Source organism: Citreimonas salinaria (assembly GCF_900107235.1).
GTDB lineage: Bacteria > Pseudomonadota > Alphaproteobacteria > Rhodobacterales > Rhodobacteraceae > Citreimonas > Citreimonas salinaria.
Window position 1 is genome coordinate 61,985 of record NZ_FNPF01000006.1, and the last position, 23,236, is coordinate 85,220.

The window sequence follows — 23,236 nt, forward strand, 5'->3', positions numbered from 1 at the left end:
TGTATTCGACGGTTTGAACGACTTGGACGGCCCTGAAGTTCCCGGCCGTCATTCCCGATCCGGACGGACCGGCGGAGGTCAGTCGCGCCGGTCGGCGCGGCGCTATTTTTCACGGAACGCGCGGTCGAGGTCGTCGAGGTCCTCGCGGGCGAGCGCGATCAGCACATAGTCGCCGTGCGCGACCGTCGTGTCGCCATCGACCAGACATTCCTCTTCGCCGCGAATACGCGCAATGGCACGGGCGCTTTCCGGCAGATCAAGCGCGTCGATCGTCTTGCCGCCATGGCGCTCCGGTATGTGCACCCGCTTGAGGCGCAGCTGGTTCTGCAACTCGGTCTCGTGATCCAGCGCGACCCGGTCCTGAAGCGCCTCGAGGATGGATTTAGCCACGGTGGCATGTGGATTGATCACGTCACGCAGGTCGAGCTGCCGGCACACGCGCATCAGCTCGCGCGTCACGATCTGCGGGATCACCCGCCCGTAGCCGACGGAGCGGGCCACCAGCGCCGCCAGGATGTTCTGCTCGGAGGCGTTGGTGACCGCGACGAAGGTGTCGTTCTCGTCGCGGTAGGCTTCCTCGAGGATTGTCGGCAGGGTGCCGTCACCCTCGATCATGCCGCAATCCATCCGCTCGGCCAGTTCTTCCAGCCGCTCGCGGTCGCGGTCGATCAGCACGACTTCGTGCTTGGCGTCGATCAGGGTGTCCGCGATCGCCTCGCCGAAGCGCGACGCTCCCAGGATTATCACGCGCATCCGTTCAACTCCTTTTCATCCAGGTTTTCGGCGTGATCAGAACCAGCACGGCGATGAATTCCAGTCGTCCCAGCCACATCGCGAAGGTCAGGGAAAGTTTGAGGTCGACGGGCAGGTCGTGGCTGACCACCCCGGTCGAGAGGCCCACGGTCGACAAGGTCGACAGCACGTCGAACAGCGCCGCCGATGCCGGAAGCCCGTGCGCCAGACATTGCATCCACAACAGGCCGGTCGCCGTGATGTAAATGGTCAGCAGCGCGACCAGAGCGTTCACCGTCACCGGCTTTACCGGCTTGCGGTTCATCCGCAGCGGCGCGACGGCGTTGTCGGGCAGTCGCGCAGTCCGCACGGCGTACAGGACCAGGCGGCCCAGCAAGCCGACGCGCGCCAGTTTCAGCCCCCCGGCGGTCGAGCCGATGTCTCCGCCCATCACCATGGCCGCCATCAGCAGCACCGCGACGGGTCCGATGGTCGGGATCTCGCCCGCCGAGAACCCGGTGGTGGTCACCGCCGAGATCACGTTCAGGACGCCGTCGAATGCCTGCTCCGGCCCTTGCCCGGTGGTCAGGATGAACGACGCCTGCAGGACCGACAGCACGGCGACCGTTCCCAAGACGCGGCGCGCCGATCCCAGCGCCCACGCATCGCGCCATTTTCCCTGCAGCAGCAGGACGAAGGTCAGCAGCGACATGGCACCCAGAATGCAGCCCAGCATGACCACCGCCTTGCCGAGTGCCGAATAGGACGCAAGGCTATCGGAGCGGGGCGAGAAGCCTGCGGTCGAAATGCCCGACAGCGTGATTACCAGCCCTTCGCGCCATCCGGGCAGCACCGTCATCGTTGCCGCCGCCATGATCGCCGTCAGGCCGAGGTAGACGCCAAGCAGCTCGCGCGCCTGATTGCGGGTCGATGCGATGCGGTCGCCCTGATCGATGCCTGCGCGGCCCAGGCGACGCGCCGGCACGCCCGGCGGCAGAAGCAGCGCCAGCACGGCGGTCGCCATCACGAGGCCGCCGCACCATTGCAGCCAGCCGCGCAGGAAGTGCGCCGCGAAGGGCCAGGAATCGGGGTCTTGTGACACCGAGTGGCCGGTCGTCGTAATCGCGCTCATTGCCTCGAACAGGGCGTCGACGGGGGGCATGCCGATGGCGAGGAAGGCCGGCACCGTGAACAGCGTGCCCAGCAGGAAGACCAGCGCCACGGCCACCAGCGCCTCGATCTTCGACAGGCTGTCGGGAAGATCGCGTCGCCGGAAGAGCCCGTAGAGAACGAGCGCGACGGCCATAGGCACCGCAAGCGCCGTGGCAAGCGGCCAGACGCCGTCTATTGCGGCCCATATCGCGGGCGGCAGGCATAGAATGACGAAGATCGGAGAATGCTTGGCGATCGTAAGGGCCACGACACCGACACGGGCCTGAAGGGCCACGGTCTCGGACCCGTGACGCAGGCCGGAAACGCTGCGGATCACGACGCTGTCTCGGCGGTTTCCGCGAATTTGGCGCCCGCTGTGCTGCGAGCACATGCGCTCACACGGGCGGTGCCGCGCGCCGCCCGTGGCGTCAGGTTCGGATCATATGCGCCTGAGGGCGGCACGTGGCCGGCGAAGGCGGTTTCAGTACCGCTCGCGTATGGCGAGGCCGATCAGCACGCCGATACCTAATGCCCCCGCAAGGGCGAGGCCGGGGTTTTCGCGGACGAAGGCGGTGCCCTGCTCGGTCGCGGTGGCTGCGGTCTCGCTGATCTTCTGGCTGGCCTGCTGCATGCTCTCGCGCCCCGCATTGACCTGTTCGCGCGCGCGGTCGCTCATCGACGGTTTGTGGTCGCCGGTCGGCGTTCCCAGCGCATCAGGCTGGGCGTGACCGAAGGATTCGTGCGTCCGTTCCATTGTTGAAACTCCTTTCCTGTCGCAGGCGATCAGTCGCCTGAGCCTCTCGTGTCTCAGGCCTTCAACGGCGCCTGTGACCGGAAAGTTCCAAGGAACCAGACAGCGCAAATGCAGGTTTTCCGGCCAGATTATCGCATGCGCCGCAAAAGGAGAAAACAATGCTTGGATGGGCTCTAACCTTCCTCGTCATCGCGCTGATCGCGGCCCTGCTCGGGTTCGGCGGCATCGCGTCGGCCTCGGCCGGGATCGCGCAGATCCTGTTCGTGGTGTTCATCATCCTATTCGTCGTGGCAATGGTGGTGCGTGCCATGCGCGGCCGCCCGCCGCGCTAGATCCCGCAACGCGACACGCCCCGCTACAGCTTCTCGTAGCGGGGCTTTTTCGTGCGCCGCGGCGGAGAGTAGTCAATGCCCGCGTGCATGGCGCCCAGCCAGACGGCCACCGGCAGCGCGACGATCGCGCCCACTGGCCCCCATAGCCACAATCCGAACACGATCGCCAGGAAAACGAATAGCGGGCTCATGTGCAGCTGCTGGCCGACGAAGGCAGGCGTCACGAACTGCGCCTCGGTCAGGTTGATGGCCAGGAAGGTCAGCGGCGGCAGAAGGGCATAGGCGCCGCCGAACTGGACCAGCCCGGCGGCCAGCAGGCCCACCGCCACCAGCAGCGGGCCGAGGTAGAGCACGAAGTTCATGATGCAGGCGACGAGCCCCCACAGGATCGCGTAATCCACGCCGATGCCGGCCATCGCCACCCCGACGGTGACACCAAGCCCGACGTTGATGATCGTCACGGCCGCGAAGTAGCGCGAGACGGCACGGTCGGCACGGCGCAGCGTATCGGACGAGGCGCCTGCCGCCTTGTAGAGGTCGTCGCGCGTCAGCGTGAAGAAAAACAACGTGCCCATGAAGATCAGCACCTGCGCGCCGAAATCCGGTGCCGCCCACAGTGCGTCCATGACGGTAGGAATCGCCTGGGCGCCCTGCTCGCCGACGGTGCCCGTGGCGCTGCCGACGGTCTGCTCGATCTGGTCCGAGATGCTTTCGATCCCGCGCAGGGCCGCCGAGACAGCCTCGACCCAACCGCGGATCTCGACCATGATCTTCGGCAGGCGAAGCGCCAACGCCGAGATCAGCGGTGCGATGGCCATGAACGCAAGGGCGAGAAGCGTGGTGGCACTCAGCAGCAAGGCCGCCGCGCTTAGCACGCTCGGCAGTCCGCGCTCGCGCATCCACATCGCGACCGGAGAGGCCACGACGCCGACCACCAGACCGAACACGACGGGCGCCAGGATCTGGCGTGCAAAGTAAAGCGCCGCGGTGGTGGCCACCGCGGCGATGATTGCGATCATGACACGCTGTGCGTTGTCGCTCAGCAATTTGTTCATGGTCTCTCTTTCGCGAACGACCCGTCGGCCGCCAGCCGATTGTGTCAGTAGGTCGGCCCGGGCGGGCTTTCGGGCGCGGTGGTGGCCGGCGCCTCTTCATTGCCGCCGGCGCGACGGCGCAGCTCGGCCTTGGCGTGATCCAACTCGCGCTCGAACGCCATGGTCGCTTCTGCCATGAGCGCGTCGCGCCGGCTGCCCATCATGCGATCCTCGGCTCGTGTGCCGGGAACCAAGGCGGCTGCGATCGCGCCGAACCCGAACGCCAGCGCACCTGCCGCGATCGGCTGGCTCCGCACGAATGCGCCGGATTGCCGCGCCGCGCGTTCGGCACGCCGTTCCAGCGCCTCTTGCGCATCGATCACCTGCTGGCGCGCGCGGCGCACCCGGGCGCGGGCGGCCGGGCTGAGCTTGTCGAGCCCATGATCCATCGCCGCACGAAGGCGCGCGGCGGACACGCGGTGGGAACCGTCCGTCGAGGTGGCGGGCGTACGCCGGTCGCTTGGGCCGGTCACCGGACCTAGGCGCGCCTCGGTGCCGGGGGCGGGGATGGCGCCCACGCCACCGGGCGGTACGGGCGCCTCAAGCACATCGCTTTCCGTGCGCCGTCCCGCGCCGGTCACGACCATGGCAAGCCCGGCGCCCAGCAGCGCGAAGGCCGCGGGGTTGTTGCGAGCCTGTTCAGTGACTGTCCGGATCATCTGGTTTCCATACTCCTCAGCGGTCCGCGAGATATGCTGCGGCGCAAGCGTACTCGACAGGGCGTCCAGCGACTGTGCCAGAGCCTCGCGGTCCTTGTTGACGCGGTCTTCGAGACCGTCCAGCGAACTCTTAGGCATGGGTGGCCTCCCTCACCGTTTCGACGTCACGCTCGACGTTTCGGGTTGTGCGGGTCGGGCTGAGTGCCTTGGCGCTGAGCCGCGACTTGCCGATCAGGCCCACCACGATGGCGATCACCAGCAATGTACCGCCGACGATGAGCGAGGCGACTCCGAATGACAGGCCTTCGGCCGCGATCCAGGCGACCAGCGCCGCGGCAAGCACATTCAGCGCGACCAGCGCAATGATTGCGGCGACGCCGATCATCGCCGCGCCGGCCATCGCGCGCGAGGCGTTGCGGGACATTTCGGCCCGGGCGAGCGCCAGTTCGTCCTGCATCAGCGTGGAGAACTGGCGCAGCACCTTCACCAGAAGCGAAGGCGTTTCACGAAAATCGGCGGGCCCGCTCATTGCAGGGTCCGCCCGTTGCCGCCGGCGGTCGGGTAACCGCCCGGTTGTGCGCTTTCATACGGTGCCCACGGATCGTCCATCGGCGCGCGGGTATGGACCGGCGGAGACGCAGGTCGGGGAGAACGCGACTTGAGGAAGCGCGTTGCCGCCGCACCCAGCAACGCGGCGCCGCCGACGAACAGCATCGGGTTCGAGCGGGCGAAGCTGCTCACGGATTGCGCCACGCGGTCGATGTCTGTGCTGCGCACCTGCCTGGCGAAATCCTCGATCGTCGCGGCGAGGTGTTCGACCGCCTGCGCCTGCAGCGATCCGGGGTCAAGTTCGTCGGACGCCGCTTCGGCCGCGTTGGCAACCTTCTGCGCTTCTTCGGCGGCCGCGTCGCGCACGTCTTCGGCGCGGTGACGCGCCTCGTTCTCGACGGCCTTGCCGGCGTCGCGCGCCATGTCTGCGGCTTGATCGCGTACCGAACCGGTGGATGGCTTATTGATATCGTCGGTCATCGTAGACCTCCTGACGTGTCTGCGGTTATGTGACAGGGTGGCAACGCGACCTCTGGCAAAGCGGTTCCGCGTCTTGCAGCGGTCTCACGGGCGATTCCGCCGAAGCCGGCATGCGCAACGCGGGAGGGCTGAGGCGAAGGAAGGCTTCGCGCGCGCCCGCGTAATAGAGGAACCCCGCGTCGGCTCAGGTCGTTCGGCCGTCATGGAAAAAGACCAGATCGACATCGGACGCGACGCGACGGGCCCTGCGAGCATGCCGCGACGCGGCTGGTTCGCGGTGTTGCGGCGCGTCTTCGATCACTTGTTCAAGCAGCATATCGGGCTGATGGCGGCGGGGATCGCGTTCTATGGTCTTCTGGCGATCTTCCCGGCGATCACCACCGCGGTCGCGCTGGTCGGGCTGGTCTATGATCCCGCGGCTCTCGCCAGCGAGTCCGGCTGGCTGCTGTCGGCGCTTCCCCAGGACGCGCAGGTCCTCATAGACGACCAGTTGCGCAAGGTGGCCTCGGCCGAGAGCGGTTCGCTCGGCGTCGCGGCGCTGATCTCTCTCGGGATAGCTTTGTGGTCGGCGTCGAACGCGACCGCCAGCGTCATCGAGGGGCTCAACGTCATCAACGAAGAGGAGGAGACCCGCAGCTTCATCGCCCTTCGCCTGATGACCATCGCGCTTACGGTGGCGATCGTGCTGGGCCTGAGTGTGGCCGTCGTCATCGTCGCGGCGATCCCGGCGCTGCTGGGGGTTTTCGCGCAGAGCGATTATCCGCAGACCGTGGCGATGATCGTCCGCTGGCCCGCGATGTTCGTGATCGGCATCATCGGCATCGCCACCCTGTATCGTCACGGTCCGGATCGCCGCGGGGCCCGCTGGCGCTGGCTGACGCCCGGGGCGGTGACGGGCTGCACGCTGTGGGTGCTCGGGACGGTTCTGTTCAGCTATTACGTGCAGAATTTTGCTGCCTACAACGAGATCTTCGGCACGCTCGCGGGCGTGATCATCCTGCTTACCTGGTTGTGGCTGTCGGCTTTCGTCTTGCTGTTGGGCACGCAGATCGATGCCGAACTCGAACATCAGACCATGCGCGACAGCACGGTCGGCCCCGACCGGCCGATGGGCGACCGCGGCGCGGTCAAGGCCGACACCCTGCCGCCGGGAATGGACCAACCCGCCGATCCGGCGGTCACCCCGGACGAGCTCCCGAAAAGCCCGTTCGAGGTCGACGAGAAACCCATCCCGCCGGACGAAGACCCGGCCGGGAAGTCACGGCAAGACGGCGCGAAAGAGGCCGGTCGCGACCGCGCCGGAACGGAACCGCAGGTTCGGGCCCGGCGTTGATCTGACAGCCGCGGGGCAGCGCCTGACGGGGCCACGCGTCCCGCTGGTCGGTGCCCCTTCCCCTTATCGGCCGCGCTTCGGCTGAACGGAGGTCCGCATGCAACCTGCGCCGACGATCCTGCCACCGGATCAGGAGCACAGAATGGCCAGGCTGGCGCATCTGGCCAACAAGCTCGACAGCCGTTTTTCGGTACTTGGCATCCGTTTCGGGTACGACTCGATCCTCGGTCTGATCCCGGGCATCGGTGACGTGGCGACGACGGTGCCGGCGGCTTGGATCGTGTTCGAAGGGCACCGGATGGGCGCGCGCCCAAGCGTCGTAGCGCGCATGGCCGCGAATACCGGCATCGATTTCGTCGTCGGAGGCATTCCGCTGATTGGCGACCTGTTCGACGTGGGCTTCAAGGCAAACCGCCGCAACATCGCGTTGTTGCGGCGCGAACTGGAAAAGGACGCGGCCGTACTCGCACGGCGCGCGGATGAAAGGAGGACTCGGCATGGCTGAACGCCGCCGCTCGAAAGATGGCAGCCGCGACACGGATCGCGTGATGGGCGAAAAGGGCACGGTGGCCCAGGGGGGCCGCGAAGGCGGTGAACTTCCCCGCAAGAAGGGCACCAAGGACGAGATGAAGCGCGCGACCGAGCGCCCCGCAGGCGCCACGCGTGTCAGGAAAGGTGACGAGGAGGAAGACAACAATGGGTAAAAGCGGATTGCCGCAGAACGCTTGGGTGCTGATCGCAGATGGCGAGAAGGCGCTGTTCCTGGTCAACAATGGCGACGAGCAGGACATGAACCTGAACGTCCTGCGCAAGGATGAGCAGGAGAACCCGAAGGCGGGCGACTGGGCCGCGAACAGGCAGGGCCGCATGCAGGACACGGGCGTCCAGCAGCGTTCGGCTCTCGAGAATACCGATTGGCACGAGCTCGAGAAGGAACGCTTTGCCGACGACCTCGCCGACCACCTCTACAAGCAGGCGCACAAGGGCGCGTTCGACAAGCTGGTGATCGTCGCCAGCCGCCCGGTGCTGAGCGAGTTGCGCAAGGCGCTGCACAAGGAGGTCGAGAGCCGCGTCATCCACGAGGTGCCGAAGGTGCTGACCAACCACCCGCTGGACGAGGTCGAGGACCTGCTGTCGAAGTCGCTGCAGGAAAAGGCTGGCTGAGGCGGCAACCCTCAGGCATGCAGAAGCCGCGTCCGATGCCGGGCGCGGCTTTTTCGCGAATCGGCGGAAAAGGCGAGAGGATCAGCCGCGCAGGGCGTCGATCAGTTCGTCCTTGGTCATCCTGGACCGGCCCTCGATGTCCAGTTCCTGCGCGCGACCCATCAAGTCCTGCTTGGTCCAGTCCTCGTAGCGGGGCGTCTTGCCGCCCTTCTTCGAGGGATGCATGTCGGGATTGGCCTGCGCGTTGGCGATCGCCGCCGCCTTGGACTTGTCATAGCCCTTGTCGCGCAGTTCCTCGTAGGTGTCGTCCTTCTTGATCGCCTTGCCGTGGTCCTTGGTCATGGCTTGCTCCTTCGCGGTTTGCTGAAGGAACGTCGGCCGCGGATACGCGGTTCCGGGGCCCTTCGTCAGGTCTGCGCCTGTGCGGGCGCTGTCGCCTCGGCACCGGCCTGCGGCCGCCGGAAGGCGATACGGCGTTCGCCTAGGACCAGCAGCGCGGGCGTCACCACCAGCGTCAGCACCGTTGCCACCGTCAGGCCGCCCGCGATCGCCGAGGACAGTTCGGTCCACCACTGGGTCGAGGGCGCACCGTACACGATCTCGCGCGTGAAGAAGTTCACGTTCAGCCCGATCACCATCGGCAACAGCCCCAGCGCCGTGGTCAGCGAGGTCAGCACCACCGGGCGCAGACGCTGCGCACCCGTCCGCAACGCCGCTTCCAGCGGCATCTGCCCGGCACGGCGCAGGTCGTTGTAGGTGTCGATCAGGACGATGTTGTTGTTCACCACGATCCCGGCCAGCGCGATCACGCCGATCCCGCCCATGACCACACCGAAGGGCCGACCGGTCACAAGCAGCCCGAGCAGCACGCCCGCGACCGAAAAGACGATCGCGCTCATGACGACGAAGGCCTGGAAGAAGTTGTTGAACTGCACGAGCAGGATCACGAACATCAGCCCGATCGCCGCGATGAAGGCGCCGGCAAGGAAGATCATGCTTTCCTGCTGGTCTTCCGCCTCGCCGGCAAAGCTGTAGTCGACGCTTTCGGGCAGGTCCGCCTCGGCCAGCGCATCCTGCAGGCGGGCGACCTGGTCGTTGACCAGCACGTCGGGGGCGACGTTGGCCTCGATGAAGGCGACGCGGCGCTGGTCCATCCGGCGGATCACGCCGGTGCGCGGGGTGGGCTGGAACGTGACGAAGTTCGAGATCGGCACCAGCCCGGCCGTGGTCGGCACCCGCAGGTTGCCCAGTTCTGCAAGCGAGCGTTCCTCGGCCGGGAAGCGCACGCGGATGTCCACCGGCTCGTCGGTGTCGGCGGGGCGGTAATCGGCCACCGTGATCCCTTGCGTCAGCAGCTGGACCGCCTGGCCCAGCAGGCTGACATCGGCGCCGTAGCGCGCGGCCTCTGCCCGGTCGACGAGGATCGAGACCTCGACCCCGGGCAGGGGGCGGGTGTCGGTCACGTCGGTGAAGCCGCCCAGGCGGTCCATGATCTCGCGCACCGTTTCCACCGCGGCGGTCTGGTCGGCAAGGTTGCGCGCGGTCAGTTCCAGGCTGACCGGCTTGCCGGCGCTGGGCCCGCCGCTTTCGGTCTGCACCTGCACGTCGATGCCCGCGATGTCGGACACGGCCCCGCGGATGTCGCCGGCGATGACTTCGGCCGGGCGGCGTTCGTCCCAGTCGATCAGGTCGAGCTGCAGCGTCCCGATTGTCTCTTCGTCGCCCTGACCCGCGCTCATCATCGAGCGGGCATAGATGCTTTCGATCTCGTCGAAGTCGCGCAGGCGGGATTCCACCGCGCGCACGAGGTCGTCGCGTTCGTTGATCGAGAAGTTGTCTCGCGCGCGGATCTGGACCTGCATGAACTCGGGTTCGACCGAGGGGAAGAAGGTCAGCCCCTTGCCGAACTGGCCGTAGAGCCCGAAGGCGCCCAAAAGCAGCGCGACCGCGAACAGCAGCGTCGCGCCGGGCCGGACGATGGCGCGGTGCAACAGCCGCACATAGGCGCCGCTGATGCCGGTCAGGCGCCGCGGATCGCCGTATTCCACGTGGTGCAGCGCGGCCTTGGCCTGCGCCGATTGCGGCGTGCGCCGGCCGATCACCCCGCCGGCGACTGGAATGAAGATCAGCGCCATGAACAGCGCCGCGAACAGCGTCAGGATCACCGTGATCGGCAGAAACTTCATGAATTCGCCGACCATGCCCGACCAGAACAGCAGTGGAAAGAAAACGGAGAGCGTCGTGGCGGTCGACGCGATGATCGGCCAGGCCATGCGCTGGGCGGCGTATTCGTAGGCGTCGCGCGGGCTGTCGCCCTCCTGCAAGCGGCGGTCGGCCAGCTCGGTCGTCACGATGGCGCCGTCGACCAGCATCCCCACCACCAGGATAAGCGAGAACAGCACCACTATGTTCATGGTGTAGCCCAGCGCCCAGATCCCGATGACACCGGCCAGGAACGCGCCGGGGATCGACAGCCCGACCAGAATGGCCGAGCGCGGCCCCAGTGCGAAAACGATCACGATCATCACCAGGATGACCGCGGCGATCACGTTCGCCTCGAGGTCGCTCAGCAGGTTCTCGACCTGCTCGGACTGGTCCTGCAGCCAGGTCACCTGCACGCTGTCGGGCCAATCGCCGCGCAGGCTCTCGACCCGTTCCTTCACGGCGTCTACCGTCTGGATGATGTTGGCGCCCGAGCGTTTCGTGACCTCCAGCGCCAGCGCAGGCTGGCCGTCGATGCGCGCGAAGCCCGTTGGGTCTTCGAAGGTGCGGCGGATGGTGGCGACGTCGGCGAAGGTGACGACCGTGTCGCCGCGCACCTTGACCGGCATCGACATCACGTCGTCCAGGTTCTCGATCAGCCCGGGCACCTTCAGGACGATGCGCCCGGCGCCGGTCTCGATCGCGCCGGCGGCGATCAGGCGATTGTTGCGGCTGATCTGGCTGATCAGTTCATCGAAGGTCAGGTTGTAGGTCTGGAAGATGGTCGGGTCGATCAGCACTTCGACCGCCTCGGTGCGCTTACCGCCGATCTCGACCTCGAGCACGCCCCCCAGAGCCTCGAGTTCCTCCTGAACGGTCGTGGCAAGGTCGTTCAGCGTGCGTTCCGGCACCGGCCCCGACAGGACCGCGGTGATGACCGGGAAAAGCGCCGTGTTGATCTCGTTGATGGTGATCGCATAGGCGTCGTCGGGCAACTCGTTCTCGGCGCGGTCGGCGGCAGCGCGAACCTTGTCCAGCGCTTCCGCCGTGTCCGAGCCTGGCGCGAATTCCATCTGCACCGATGCGAACCCTTCCGAGGCATGCGCCTCCATCGCCTCGAGCCCGGCGATAGATGCGAACTCGGTCTCCAGTGGCGAGATGAGCAGGCGCTCGGAATCCGCGGGGCTGATCCCGTCGAGGCCGGTCGTCACGTAGAACAGGGGCAGCGGGATCTCGGGGTTGGCCTCCTTCGGGATCGCCACATAGGCGTAGGCGCCCAGCGACAGCAGCATCAGCAATGCCACCATCACCACGCGCGCGCGGCTGAACGCGGCGGAGATCAGGCCGTTCATTCCGTGACCTCGTCCGGGGCACTCGCCACCGCAGCCTGCTCGGCCGCGTCGGGCGTGGCGCCGGCAGCACCTTCGCCGGGCAGGCCGGCGGCGCCTTCCTCGGGCCGGGGCTCGACCCGGTCGCCTTCCCGGACAAAGCCTTGACCGACGGTGATCACCTGCGCCGTCTCGGGCAGTCCGCTGACCCAGACACCGTCAAGCTGCGCGCGCTCGATCTCGATCGGCAGGAAGCGCACAACGTTGTCCGCGTCGACGGTCTTGACCCCCAAGGCGCCGTCGGCATCCAGCGATACGGTGGCGGGAGACACGAAATGCGCGATCACTTCGTCTGTGGGAATACGCACCTCGGCCGAGATGCCGGCGGGAATGGCGCCATCCTCGTTCGGAACCTCGATCTCGGCCAGGAAGGTGCGCGTCTCGGACGAGGCCGACGTGCCGACGAAGGTCACGGTGCCCTCGCGCGTCTCGCCGGTGATGAAGGCGACGTCGGCTGTCTGCCCCTCACGAACGCGATCAAGCGACTGCTGCGGCACCTGGATCGTCACGGTCAGCGGGCGGTTGTCGACGATTCGGCCGATCTCGGCGCCGGCCTGCACGAATTCGCCGATGTCGATGTCAAGCCGTTCGATCCGGCCGGCGAAGGGCGCGGTGATGGTCGCGTCATCCAGTGCCTGTCGCGCCGCGGTCAGATCGGCCCTCGCGGCGGCCAGATCGGCGCGCGCGGCGGCCACGCGGTCGGCGGTGGCGACGCCGCGATCCAGCAGCGTCTCGGCGTTGTCGAACTCGCGTTGCGCGCGGGCCAGTTCCTCTTCGGCGCGTTCGACGCTCGCGGCGCTCGACTGGCTTTCGACCCGCGCGATCGGCGCGCCGTCCTCGACCTCGTCGCCCTTTCCCGCCATGACCTCGACGATCTCGCCCGACGTCTCGGCACGCAGGATCGAGTCGCGGTCGGGCTGTGCCTGCCCCTCGGCCTGGAACATCCGGGTGACCGTCTCGGCCGTCGACTGGCGCACCGCGACCGGGATCGCCTCCGGCTCTTCCCGGTTGGTGCGCACCGGTTCGGGCTCTTCGGCCGGCCAGATGAAACCGGACCCCATCCAGCCCGCCAGCGCAAGCACAAGCACCCCCGCGATCCAGATCGAGCGCGATGCGCCGCGATCGGATTCGAAATCGAGCGAAGAGGGCGCGGAGCCTTCCGGTTGCGTCATGTGGGTCTCCAGTGGTCCGGGCGCGAACGAGGCCGACTCGGCGCGCCGTGAACTGAACCATATGGTTTAGAAACGGTCACATGCAACGGGCCCGGGGCGAAATGCTGCCGCGGCGGCAGCGGTGTTCCGTTTGGAGCCGATTACAAACCCGTTCGCGCAACGCTTCGCTCTTTGGGAAACGGCTCAGTAATCGCGTTCGAAGTAGATGCCCAGCGCGGTGTCGCCGTCCGATCCCGCCCGGCCACGCACGGTCACGTCGTCGGTCACGTCGAGGTTCAGCGTGACGGCGCTTTCGCCGTCCGAGCCGACCGTGACGCCGGTATAGATGTTCCTCGAGATATAGGCGCCGACGCGCGCTTCGGCGTTGCCTTCGGCGTCGGTGGATATGTCGAAATCGTCGACGCCCAGCCCCGAGCGAAGCTGTTCCGTCAGCCCCAGCCCGCCGCGGCCCGACAGAGTGCGCACCGCCGCGGCCAGCTGAAGCGCCTGCAGCGCCGACAGCGATCCCGCATCCCGCCCGAACAGCAGCAGCGCCAGCGCCTCGTCCTGCGGCAGATCCGGGCTCGACGTGATGGTCAGCTCGGGCGACGACGCGAAGCCGGTTATGGCGATGCGGATCTCGGTTCCCTCGGCCTCGGCGCGGGCGACGAAGTTGACCACGGGGTCGAAGCTGCCGCGCAGCGCGACCGACCCTTCGTCCAGCGTCAGGCGCTGGCCCAGAAGATCCAGCCGGCCCCGGATCAGGTCGAACTGACCCACCGGCACCAGGTCGGTGGTGGTGCCGGTCAAGCGAAGCGTGCCGCCCAGTTCGGCGTCGAGCCCCCTGCCGCGGACGAAGATGCGGTCGGGCGCCTCGATCACCAGGTCCACCGGGAATCCGACGTCAGACGGACGCTCGGCCTCGCCCGAGGGGCGCAAGCCGGCGAATTGCAGCGTTCGCCGCACGTCGGCGGGCGGGTTTACGTGGCGCAGGCCCTCCAGAATCTCGTAGGACGGCCCAATCTGCGGAATCCGCAGCTCGGCCTCGTCCAGCGTCACCGTGCCGGCGATCCGGGCGCGGGCCGGCCCGGTGAGGGGACCGGACAGGGTCAGGCGCGCGTCGGCCTCGGTTTCGTACAGCTGCGGGTCGCGCAGCTCGGCGTTGCGAAGGCGGATCGCCAAGTCGGCGTTGTAGGGCGCGCTCAGGCCGATCGGCCCCTGCACGGTCACCGACCCGCCCGAGGCCAGCGCCGCCGTCAGATCCACCTGCGCCCGCTCGCCGTTCAGCCGCGCGGTCGCGTCGATATTCTCCAGCGCGAGGCCCAGCGTGGGCAGCGCAAGCTGGCCGTTCGCGGTGGTCACTGTGCCGGATACCGAGGACAGCGCCGGCCGCCCGTTCACGCTCAGGTCGAACTGCGCCGTGCCTTCCAACGTTCGCGGCGCGATGAACGGGTTTGCCAGCGCCAACGGCGCATTGCCGTCGATCGACAGGTTCACGCTGCTGACATCGCGCGCCACGGTGCCATCGACGGCGGCGTTTATCCCGCCCGGCCCGTCGGTGTCCAGGTCGACGCGGAAGGGGCCCCCGTCGCTGCGCGCGGTGCCCGAGATCGACACGGCTCCGGGAAATTGCGGCACCAGCACGCCCAGGTTCGCCAGCCGCGCGTCGATGTCCAGGTTCGCCGTGGTCCCGCTGAACTGCCCGTCGACCGACGCGGTGATCTGCTGGCCATCCACGCGCAGCGTTTCGATCGCCAGAAGGCCGTCTTCGGTCAGCGCCGCGTCCAGCGCGATTTCCGTTCGGCCGCGCAGCAGACTGTCGACGTCGGCAAGTCCCAGCGAAAGGTCGCGCGCAACGATCTCGGTTTCGAGGTCGAAGGCGGGCGCCTGCGGCGTCACCGTTCCCGTTGCGGTCAGCGAGACCGCGCCGCCCAACGGGCGCCCCGCGATCCGCGAGAGCGCGGAAAGCTGGTCGATGCTGGCGTCGATCGCGCCTTCGAAGCGCGGCCCCTGCGGCGTGTCCGGCTCGATCGTGCCGTCGATGGTCGCGGCGATGCCGCCCGGCCCGCCGGCGTCGATGTCGACCGTCCAGGGTCCACCGTCGCTTTGCGCGGTTCCCTCCAGCGTGACGGGACCCGAAAGCTGCGGCGCCAGCAGGCCGATATCGGCCAGCCGCAGGTCCATCGCGACCGCGCCGCCGGAGTCCGCGATGCGGCCGTCGACGCTGCCGGACAGGCTGCGTCCGTCCAGCTCCAGCGAGTCGATGACCAGCGTGCCGTCGGCATCCAGCGCCGCGTCCAGCATGATCTCGGTGCGGCCCTCCAGGAGGGGTGCGAGCGCCTCTATGCCGAGGTTCAGGTCGGTCGCCACGGCCTCGGCCACGATGTCGAAGCTGGGCGCGGCGGGTGCTGCGTTGCCCGTCGCGGTCAGGTTGATCGCGCCGGATAGCGGCCGGCCCGCCAAGTCGGAAAAGGCGGAAAGCTCACCGATCGCGGCCTCGAGCGTGCCGGACAGGAACGGGCCGTCGGCGGTGTCGGGTTCGATCGTGCCGTCGTAGCGCAGGATTGTCTGCCCCGGCGCATCCCCGCTGACCGAAACCTGCCACCCCGAGGGCTGCTGCGTCGCCTCGGCGCTCAGCGTGGTCACGCCGCTCAGGCCGGGGATCACGTCGCCCGTTTCGGTCAGTCGCAGGTCGAGCGACAGCGACCCGTCGTCGCCGCCAAGCTGGCCCGTCGCCTCCAATCGAAGCGCTTCGGTCTGCACGCGCAGGGGCGCCACCTGAAAGCCGCGCTCGTTGCGCACGGCGTTTACCTCGACCACGGCTTCGCCGGACAGCAGCGGATCGAGCCGTTCGATGCCGGTGGTCAGGTCCTGCGTCGTCCCGCGCAGGTTCAGGTCGAACGCGCCGGTCAGCGGCGTGATCCGGCCGTTGACCGCCAGTTCCGCGGCGCCGGCAAGGTCCAGGCCCGTCAGCGGCGCGAAGCGCGCGAGCCGATCGGCGTTGATTTCCAGATTGGGCGCAATGCGGATGCCAAGCTGGTCCTCCAGCCCGTTGACGGTGAGCGACCCGGTGACGCCGTAATCGCTTCCGCCAAGATCAATGCCCGTGATCGACAGCGGCTCTCCGGGCTGCCAGTCGAAAGCCAGCTCGCCCGCAAGCGTGGTGCCGACAGCCTGGTCAAGCTCCGGGTTGCCCAGCGACAACTCGTCTGTGTTTAACTCCAGCGTGCCGGTCACGCTTCCCGCCTCGGGCTCGATCCGCCCGGTACCGTCGAGCGCCACGCGACCGATTTCGACGCTGTCCCGGACGAAGTCCCGCACAGTTCCGCTCAACTGCCAAGTATCGGAGTCCGCGCGGTCGTATTGCGCCGAAAGCTGCGCCTCGCCCAGCCGGGTCTGCGGCCCGCCCAGCGGCAGCAGCACGGTGTCCTCGCCCGCGACCGGAGTGATGGCCGCGTCCAGGTTGAAACGCTCCGGCCAGCCGTCGGCCCCGATCTGCGCGCTGCCCGAAAGCTCGAGCGCGGCGGCTTCCAGCGCCAGCTTGTCCAGCGTTATCGTCCCGTCCGGAAGCCGCGCGCCCGAGGCAACGAGCGTGATGCTGTCGCCCAGGAAATCGCGGTATTCGGGCGCCAGCAGCGGCGCCAGATTGCCGTCCACATCCACCTCGAAGCCCTGCGCGCCGCTCTCGGTCTCCTGCAGGGCCAGCGTGCCGGTCAGGCGCGGTTCGCCGCCCGTCTGCAGGCTCAGCGCTGCCTCGAAATCCGAAAGCGTGCCGTCGCCGTCCAGCGTCAGCGACAGCGACTGCCCCTCGGGCAGGTCTATGCGTTCGGCGACAAGGCCGCCCTGCGGTTCGCGCAATTCCAGGTTCAGCTCCAGTGCGCGGGTCGCGTTCTCGAAGCTTCCTGCAAGCTGCAGGCTCGCGGGGGCATCGAGCCGCTCGACGGCCAGTTCGACCTCGCCCTCGCCGCCTTCCAGGATGGCCGAGCCGTCTACGGAAAACGCTGCGTCCTCGCCCAGGACCGGCGCGCCGATTTCGGCCCGGTCGATGGTCAGGTCGGCCAGCCGGATCGCCAGCGGAAGCTCGGGCAGGGTGAACGGCTCGGACGCCTCGGGCGAGGGCAGTCCGTCGCCGTCGACGGGCACGGGCGGGCGCCGCAGCTCCAGCAAGCCGATCGAGATCTCGTCGATCTCGACGCGCCTGCGCAGCAGCGCCGAGCGCGACCAGACCAGCGCGATGTCCTCGGCCGACAGCCAGACGCCCTGCGGGTCCGAAACGGTGATCCGCTCGATCGTGGCCCGCGACGACAGCGCGCCCTCGAAGCCCTGGATCGACACGCTGCGCCCCTCGGTTGACAGCGCGTCTTCCAGAAGGCCCTGAATGAAGCCGCGGTCGTCGTTCTGTGCCGCCGCCGCCATCGGCAGAAGCAGCAGGAATGCCAGAATGTATCGCATCAAAATGCCTGTCCGAGCCCGAGATAGACCTGGACCCCCTCTCCGGTGCCGCCCGAGACGGGGCCCGCCACATCCAGCCGCAGCGGCCCGATCGTGGTGTCGTAGCGCAGGCCAAGCCCCGCGCCGGAATGCCAGTCGCCGTCGTCGAAGCCGAACGGTTCGGACCCGACATAGCCCACGTCGTAGAAGCCCACGACGCTGATGTTCTCGCGCACGCCCACGCGCAACTCGCCGGACAGTCCGGCAAAGCTGCGCCCGCCCAGGTCGATGCCGTCGTAGTCCGCGTCGAGTGATCGGAACGGCTGGCCGCGCACGGTGCCTCCGCCGCCCGAGTAGAACAGGAATTCGGGCGGAGCCTCCAGCGCGTCCGGCCCCAGCACAGCACCAAGCTGCGCGCGCGCCGCCAGAACCACGTTGTCGCCCACCGCGCGATAGGCGCGGGCGTCCAGTTCGGAACGCGCGCCGGCATCGCCCTCGCCGCCAAGATAGGCGAAGGGTTCGACCTCGGCGCGCAGGAAATACCCCTCGGTCGCGCTCAGCGCGCTGTCGCGACGGTCCCATTCCAGCGAGGTGGGAAAACTGAGCAGGGTGAATTCGCGCTCGGGGTAATCGCCGTCCGCGTCGCGCGGGAGGAAACGGTCGGTAACGCGCGAGTTGCGCAGGGCGATGCCCAGCGAGCCGGTCAGCGCGTCCGAGAATTCCCGTGTCGCCCCCAATTCGAGCCGGAACGTGCGTTCGATAAAGTCGGGCTCGTCGAGGTATTCGGCCGCCGCCAGCGCGAAGAAGCGCGTATCGGGGCCGTAGACGGCGGGTTTCTCAAACCGCGCGGACAGCGAGTAGTCCGGCCCGCCCCACTGGCCGCCAAGCTGCGCGGCCTCGCCCTCGATCCGCAGGCGTTCGGCGCCGCCCAGGATGTTGCGGTGCAGCCAGAAGCCGGTCAGCGTCAGGCCCTGCAGGCTGGATATCTCGGCGCCGGCGCCGATGCGGCGCGGCTCGCGGTCGATGACGTCGATGGTGAAGTCCAGCGTTCCGTCGACGTTCGGCACCTCGGCCTCGGTGATCGTGGCGCTGCGGAAGGTGCCCGTGCGGCGCAGCCGGTCGGCCGCCCGTTCCACCTCGTCGGGCGAAAACGTCTCGCCGCGCGGGATGCCCGCGATCTGGCGCACCCGCGGCGCGCGCACGTCGCTCTGGCCGCGCACGACGACGTCGCCGAAGCGCAGGCGCTGCCCCGGCGCAACGCGGACAATCACGTCGAGCCGGTTGCGTTCGTGCCGGGCGATGATGTCTTGGTCGACGACCTCGGCCTTGGCAAAGCCCAGCTCTTCCCAACTGTCCACGGTCGATTGGACGGCGTCGCGGGCGGCGATAGCCAAGGCGGGTTCGCCGGTGCGGAAGTCCTCGAACGGCTCGGCGGTCGGGGGGCGGGGGGCGATGTCGGTCACGCCGAATGCGAACCGCGTGCCAGGCTCGACAATCACTTGCACGGTTTCCACCGTCTCGGGCGCAACCAGCGGGGGCACGGTCGCCGCTTCGCGGCCGTCCAGCAATATCCTGACCGCTGCGCCATAGTAGCCGCGGGCGTAAAGCACTTCGAGCAGGCGGGCGTAATCGGCCTGCGCCGCGGCCAGCACTTCGTCACCATCCTGGCGGGCGTCCGGCGCCAGATCGCCCAGCAGCAGCGCATCGACCAGGCCGTCGCGAAGTTCAGGGCGTTGATCCGCCTCGGGCAGCCGCAGGATCACCCGTTCGAAGGCGGCGGCGGGCAGAGCACCCGCTGCGGTTATGGCGGCCGCGCAAATCCAGGCGGCGGGCCGAATCTGGCGGAGGCGAAAAAATGGCTTCATCATTCGTTAACGGTAGGCCACCGCGCGCGAAACCGCTACGGCCAGCGCGCACCTTTTTGCCGCGACGTCGACGAATATCGGCAAGGTTTCGCGCGCCGGATCACGTCGCCGCGGCACCGCGCTTCACGTACGGGGCAGGCGTGCGGTCAGGTCCGGCGCAGGCGGATGACTACGTCGACCGACGTGATCTCGGCGCCTTCGGGCGTCTTCGGGAGGCGCGCGATCTCGAGCTCTTCGGACGGCGCGTCGGTCAGGCGCGCGTCGTCTTCCCAGAAGAAATGCGGATGGTCGTGCATGTTCGTGTCGAAATAGCTTTTCGATCCGTCCACGGTGACCTCCTGCATCAGGCCGGCCTCGCAGAACGCCTTGAGCGTGTTATAGACCGTCGCCAGCGAGACGCGTTCGCCGCGCTCCTTGGCGGACTCGAAAAGGCTTTCGGCGGTGACGTGGCGATCCTTGCCATCCCCGACCAGCAGCGATGCCAGCGCGATGCGCTGGCGCGTCGGGCGCAGCGCGCTTTGCGAAAGCCAATCCCGGCCGCGCTGGACCGCATCATCCGTCATGTCTGAGACCTTTGCCATACTGGTCATATAAAGGTCGCGGCGCCGGAAATTCAATCGGTTTCGATGGTTTCGCGCGCGGACATGCGGTCGCGGCGATGGTCGCGCGCCCTTGTCACCGTCAGCCGGCGGGTGGTAAAGGCCATCGACAGACGCAACAGCAAGCAGGGGCGCGCCGCATGGCCGAGTATCCGACCAGTTTCGGCAAGGAAGACCTTCTGAAATGCGCGCGGGGCGAGCTGTTCGGGCCGGGCAATGCCCAGCTGCCGCTGCCGCCGATGCTGATGATGGACCGGATCACCGACATCTCGGGCGACGGCGGGGCGCACGGCAAGGGCCACGTGGTGGCCGAGTTCGACATCACACCCGACCTGTGGTTCTTCGAGTGCCACTTTCCCGGCAATCCGATCATGCCGGGCTGCCTGGGTCTCGACGGGCTGTGGCAGCTGACCGGGTTCAACCTGGGCTGGCGCGGCTGGAAGGGGCGCGGCTACGCGCTGGGCGTGGGTGAGGTCAAGCTGACCGGCATGGTCCGGCCCGACCGCAAGATGCTGACCTATTACGTCGACTTCACCAAGGCCGTGCAGACCCGCCGGCTGACCATGGGCGTGGCCGACGGCCGCGTCGAGGCGGATGGCGAGACCATCTACCAGGTCAAGGACATGAAGGTCGCGCTGAGCGAGAGCTGAGCCCGCTGGCAGGTGTCCCACGATGGGACATGCAGGCGTCTTAGCAAAATCAATGGCTTGCAGGGTCACTTTAACGCTTATTCAACGATTCGGCGCAATGGAAGCACTTCTCCGAAGCGCCGGCCCTCGCGTTTCGCGGTGCGGGATCGCAGGGCCCGGGGTCACGGAATCCTGATCCTGCCCGAGGAGATCCGCACGGCAGAGCCGCCAATCCGCACGGCCGCGAGGGTTCCGTCCTGCATCATGAGCCGCGCCTGAATCTCCGAGCGGCGCCCCATTTCGACGCCCTGCGTGACCCGGATGGATGTCTCGTCACGCGTGCAGTGGCCATGATCGGCCAGCAGGCCCGCGAAGGTCACGACAGCCGATCCGGTTGCCGGATCTTCCGGTGTTCCGCCCGCCGGCGAGAACATCCGCGCACGGAATCCGTCCTTCGGGTCCGAAGCGAAGAGCCATGCGCTGATCGTGCCCGCGCGTTCGGTCAGCCTGTCCCAGCTGCTTCCGGCCGGCCGGGCCCGCCCCAAGGCGTCGACGGAGGCAACGGGAACGAGCAGGTAGGACGGCCCGGCCTGCCAGACCTCGGGCATCGCCGCCGTCGCATTGCCGATTTCGCCGGGTTCGAGCCCGAGCGCGTCCGCGGCCAGCGCCGTGTCCGCCACCACGCGCTCCCGCACCGGAAGGAGCGGCGCCGTGAATTCCGCGGTCACCCGGCCGTTCACCCTTTGCACGACGACCGGAACCACGCCCGCCCTTTCCTCGAGCCGCATCTCAACCGTCGCATCGGCCTTGGCGTCGAGCAGACCCGAAAGATGGATCGCGCAGCCGATGGTGGGGTGGCCGGCGAAGGGTATCTCGGCCTTCGGGAAGAAGATGCGCACTTTCGCGGTGTTTGCCGGATCGTCGGGCGGCATGACGAAGATCGTCTCGGAGAGATTGAGCTCTTGCGCCAGGACCTGCATCTGGTCCGCCGTGAGAGCGTCGGCGTGCGGCACGATCGCGAGCGGATTTCCCAGAAACGGAGCCTCGGTGAACACATCGTAGGTGAGCAGTTCAAGCATGTGGCGAATCCTGCGCGGGTTCCTCGGACGGGGGCAGCGTCCGGAAGACCACCGGGCCGCGGCTCCGCGCGTCCCGCGGCGCGATCCGGCGGCCTGCGAAGACTGTGTCCGCATGGTCCCGCGCGGGTCGCCACGGGCGCCCGGAACGACAATCGCTACCATGAAAACCGCCACCCGCACGGGCGCCCCTTCCGCCGGGCGTCGAGGCCCGGCGCCGATTCCAGCCATACGTCACGTTAATGCAGGCGGGGCGGAATGCCCAAATCCAAACCCGCCCGCGTTGTTTTTCCGGCGATCCCGCCTGCCGAGGGTGGCCGCGCGTCTTGCCCTTACCCGGAGCGATGCCCTACACACGGCCTGACATTTGAATGGAGGCCGCATGCGCCGTGTCGTCGTCACAGGGCTCGGGATCGTTTCGAGCATCGGAAACAATGCGCAGGAGGTCCTGGCCTCGCTGAAGGCCGGCCGCTCGGGCATCACCGCCAACGAGCAGATGAAGGAACACGGGTTCCGCAGCCAGGTGGCGGGCTCGATCGACATCGACGTGTCCGAGCATATCGACAAGCGCACGCTGCGCTTCATGGGGCCGGGTGCCGCCTACGCGCATATCGCCATGCAGCAGGCGATCGCGGACAGCGGGCTTGAGGAATCAGACATCGTCAACCAGCGCACCGGCCTCGTGGCCGGGTCGGGCGGGCCGTCGACCAGCGCCATGCTGGCCGCGCACGAGACGGTGCTGAAGACCGGCGGGACCAAGCGCGTCGGCCCCTTCGCGGTGCCGAAATGCATGTGCTCGACCGTCAGCGCGAACCTCAGCACGGCGTTCAAGATCAAGGGCATCAACTACTCGATCACCAGCGCCTGCTCGACCTCGCTGCATTGCATCGGCAACGCGGCCGAGCAGATCATGATGGGCAAGCAGGACGTGATGTTCGCCGGCGGCGGAGAAGAGCTCGACTGGACGCTGTCGTGCCTGTTCGACGCGATGGGCGCGATGTCGTCGAAGTTCAACGACACGCCCGAGAAGGCCAGCCGCGCCTTCGACGAGAAGCGCGACGGGTTCGTGATCTCGGGCGGCGGCGGCATGCTGGTGCTGGAGGACCTGGAGCACGCCCGCGCGCGCGGTGCGAAGATCTACGCCGAGGTGACAGGCTACGGCGCGACCAGCGACGGCGCGGACATGGTCGCCCCCAGCGGCGAGGGCGGCGAGCGCGCCATGCGCATCGCGCTGTCCACGCTGCCCGAGGATCGCAAGATCAGCTACATCAACGCGCACGGCACCTCGACCCCCGTGGGCGACGTGGGCGAGATCGAGGCCGTGCGGCGGGTCTTCGGCGAGGGGAGCACGCCGCCGGTGTCGTCGACGAAGTCGATGACCGGCCACAGCCAGGGCGCGACCGGCGCGCAGGAGGCGATCTACTGCCTGCTGGCGCTCGAGAACGATTTCATCATCCCCTCGATCAACGTCGAGACGCTGGACCCGAAGCTGAAGCCCGAGGAGATCGCCACCGAGTGCGTCGAGAACGCGGGGCTGGATTCGGTGATGACCAACTCGTTCGGGTTCGGCGGCACGAACGGCTCGATGGTGCTGTCGCGCTACCGCGACTGAACGGCGTGTCGCGCTACCGCGACGGGCACGACAA

At 67.9% G+C, this 23,236-nt stretch carries 21 protein-coding genes; 7 read left to right on the top strand and 14 right to left on the bottom strand.

Features of this window, described 5'->3' with window-relative positions:
• Positions 1-102: 102 nt before the first annotated feature.
• The 3 genes from BLW27_RS09670 to BLW27_RS09680 form a co-directional block, all read right to left on the bottom strand.
• The gene (locus BLW27_RS09670; protein WP_089882659.1) at positions 103-753 is read right to left on the bottom strand and encodes a potassium channel family protein; all 651 of its coding nucleotides are present in this window, start codon (positions 751-753) and stop codon (positions 103-105) included.
• Positions 754-757: 4 nt separating this feature from the next.
• Complete coding sequence (locus BLW27_RS09675) at positions 758-2,221, bottom strand: TrkH family potassium uptake protein (protein WP_245710832.1); 1,464 nt, start codon at positions 2,219-2,221, stop codon at positions 758-760.
• Positions 2,222-2,365: 144 nt separating this feature from the next.
• Positions 2,366-2,638, bottom strand: coding sequence for a hypothetical protein (locus BLW27_RS09680; RefSeq protein WP_089882663.1), 273 nt, complete (start codon positions 2,636-2,638; stop codon positions 2,366-2,368).
• A gap of 158 nt (positions 2,639-2,796) precedes the next feature.
• On the opposite strand from BLW27_RS09680, the gene BLW27_RS09685 reads away from it, so the two are divergent.
• Complete coding sequence (locus BLW27_RS09685; RefSeq protein ID WP_089882665.1) at positions 2,797-2,970, top strand: DUF1328 domain-containing protein; 174 nt, start codon at positions 2,797-2,799, stop codon at positions 2,968-2,970.
• Between the two features lie 23 nt (positions 2,971-2,993).
• Here BLW27_RS09685 and BLW27_RS09690 read toward each other — a convergent pair whose 3' ends face one another.
• Genes BLW27_RS09690 through BLW27_RS09705 form a run of 4 tightly spaced genes read right to left on the bottom strand, consistent with a single transcriptional unit; the run spans position 2,994 to position 5,752 of the window.
• Positions 2,994-4,025, bottom strand: coding sequence for an AI-2E family transporter (locus BLW27_RS09690; protein ID WP_245710833.1), 1,032 nt, complete (start codon positions 4,023-4,025; stop codon positions 2,994-2,996).
• Positions 4,026-4,069: 44 nt separating this feature from the next.
• Positions 4,070-4,861 (bottom strand): hypothetical protein, encoded by a 792-nt coding sequence (locus BLW27_RS09695; protein WP_089882667.1) that lies wholly within the window; start codon positions 4,859-4,861, stop codon positions 4,070-4,072.
• On the bottom strand, positions 4,854-5,252 hold the full coding sequence (locus tag BLW27_RS09700; RefSeq protein WP_089882669.1) for a phage holin family protein: 399 nt from the start codon (positions 5,250-5,252) through the stop codon (positions 4,854-4,856). The genes BLW27_RS09695 and BLW27_RS09700 overlap by 8 nt, the downstream gene beginning before the upstream one ends.
• A complete protein-coding gene (locus BLW27_RS09705) occupies positions 5,249-5,752 on the bottom strand; it encodes a hypothetical protein (protein ID WP_089882670.1) in 504 nt (167 codons plus the stop codon). Before BLW27_RS09705 ends, BLW27_RS09700 begins: the two co-directional genes overlap by 4 nt.
• A gap of 202 nt (positions 5,753-5,954) precedes the next feature.
• Here BLW27_RS09705 and BLW27_RS09710 point away from each other — a divergent pair, with 202 nt between their 5' ends.
• The 4 genes from BLW27_RS09710 to BLW27_RS09725 all read left to right on the top strand — a co-directional run bounded on the left by BLW27_RS09710 (position 5,955) and on the right by BLW27_RS09725 (position 8,249).
• A complete protein-coding gene (locus BLW27_RS09710; protein ID WP_245710834.1) occupies positions 5,955-7,085 on the top strand; it encodes a YihY/virulence factor BrkB family protein in 1,131 nt (376 codons plus the stop codon).
• Between the two features lie 142 nt (positions 7,086-7,227).
• Positions 7,228-7,590: a DUF4112 domain-containing protein gene (locus tag BLW27_RS09715; RefSeq protein ID WP_245710835.1), complete on the top strand. Its 363-nt coding sequence runs from the start codon at positions 7,228-7,230 to the stop codon at positions 7,588-7,590.
• The gene (locus BLW27_RS09720) at positions 7,583-7,789 is read left to right on the top strand and encodes a hypothetical protein (RefSeq protein ID WP_089882672.1); all 207 of its coding nucleotides are present in this window, start codon (positions 7,583-7,585) and stop codon (positions 7,787-7,789) included. Before BLW27_RS09715 ends, BLW27_RS09720 begins: the two co-directional genes overlap by 8 nt.
• Positions 7,782-8,249 (top strand): baeRF12 domain-containing protein, encoded by a 468-nt coding sequence (locus BLW27_RS09725; protein ID WP_089882673.1) that lies wholly within the window; start codon positions 7,782-7,784, stop codon positions 8,247-8,249. The genes BLW27_RS09720 and BLW27_RS09725 overlap by 8 nt, the downstream gene beginning before the upstream one ends.
• Before the next feature lie 81 nt (positions 8,250-8,330).
• On the opposite strand, the gene BLW27_RS09730 is transcribed toward BLW27_RS09725, so the two are convergent.
• The 6 genes from BLW27_RS09730 to irrA all read right to left on the bottom strand — a co-directional run bounded on the left by BLW27_RS09730 (position 8,331) and on the right by irrA (position 19,849).
• Positions 8,331-8,591, bottom strand: coding sequence for a DUF7218 family protein (locus BLW27_RS09730; RefSeq protein WP_089882676.1), 261 nt, complete (start codon positions 8,589-8,591; stop codon positions 8,331-8,333).
• A gap of 65 nt (positions 8,592-8,656) precedes the next feature.
• The gene (locus BLW27_RS09735; RefSeq protein ID WP_089882678.1) at positions 8,657-11,803 is read right to left on the bottom strand and encodes an efflux RND transporter permease subunit; all 3,147 of its coding nucleotides are present in this window, start codon (positions 11,801-11,803) and stop codon (positions 8,657-8,659) included.
• A complete protein-coding gene (locus BLW27_RS09740; protein ID WP_089882680.1) occupies positions 11,800-13,011 on the bottom strand; it encodes an efflux RND transporter periplasmic adaptor subunit in 1,212 nt (403 codons plus the stop codon). The genes BLW27_RS09735 and BLW27_RS09740 overlap by 4 nt, the downstream gene beginning before the upstream one ends.
• Positions 13,012-13,194: 183 nt before the next feature.
• Positions 13,195-17,442 carry a translocation/assembly module TamB domain-containing protein gene (locus BLW27_RS09745; protein WP_089882682.1) on the bottom strand — a complete coding sequence of 1,416 codons (4,248 nt, stop codon included), beginning with the start codon at positions 17,440-17,442 and terminating at the stop codon, positions 13,195-13,197.
• The gene (locus BLW27_RS09750) at positions 17,442-19,289 is read right to left on the bottom strand and encodes an autotransporter assembly complex protein TamA (RefSeq protein WP_089882685.1); all 1,848 of its coding nucleotides are present in this window, start codon (positions 19,287-19,289) and stop codon (positions 17,442-17,444) included. Before BLW27_RS09750 ends, BLW27_RS09745 begins: the two co-directional genes overlap by 1 nt.
• Positions 19,290-19,432: 143 nt before the next feature.
• Positions 19,433-19,849 (bottom strand): iron response transcriptional regulator IrrA, encoded by a 417-nt coding sequence (gene irrA, locus BLW27_RS09755; RefSeq protein ID WP_089882913.1) that lies wholly within the window; start codon positions 19,847-19,849, stop codon positions 19,433-19,435.
• A 176-nt stretch (positions 19,850-20,025) separates the two neighbouring features.
• On the opposite strand from irrA, the gene fabA reads away from it, so the two are divergent.
• On the top strand, positions 20,026-20,535 hold the full coding sequence (fabA, locus tag BLW27_RS09760) for a bifunctional 3-hydroxydecanoyl-ACP dehydratase/trans-2-decenoyl-ACP isomerase (protein ID WP_089882688.1): 510 nt from the start codon (positions 20,026-20,028) through the stop codon (positions 20,533-20,535).
• 161 nt (positions 20,536-20,696) lie between these two features.
• On the opposite strand, the gene BLW27_RS09765 is transcribed toward fabA, so the two are convergent.
• Entirely contained in the window at positions 20,697-21,593 is an 897-nt protein-coding gene (locus BLW27_RS09765; RefSeq protein ID WP_089882691.1) for a PhzF family phenazine biosynthesis protein, read from the bottom strand.
• Positions 21,594-21,972: 379 nt separating this feature from the next.
• On the opposite strand from BLW27_RS09765, the gene fabB reads away from it, so the two are divergent.
• A complete protein-coding gene (gene fabB, locus BLW27_RS09770) occupies positions 21,973-23,202 on the top strand; it encodes a beta-ketoacyl-ACP synthase I (protein ID WP_089882694.1) in 1,230 nt (409 codons plus the stop codon).
• Positions 23,203-23,236 lie beyond the last annotated feature (34 nt).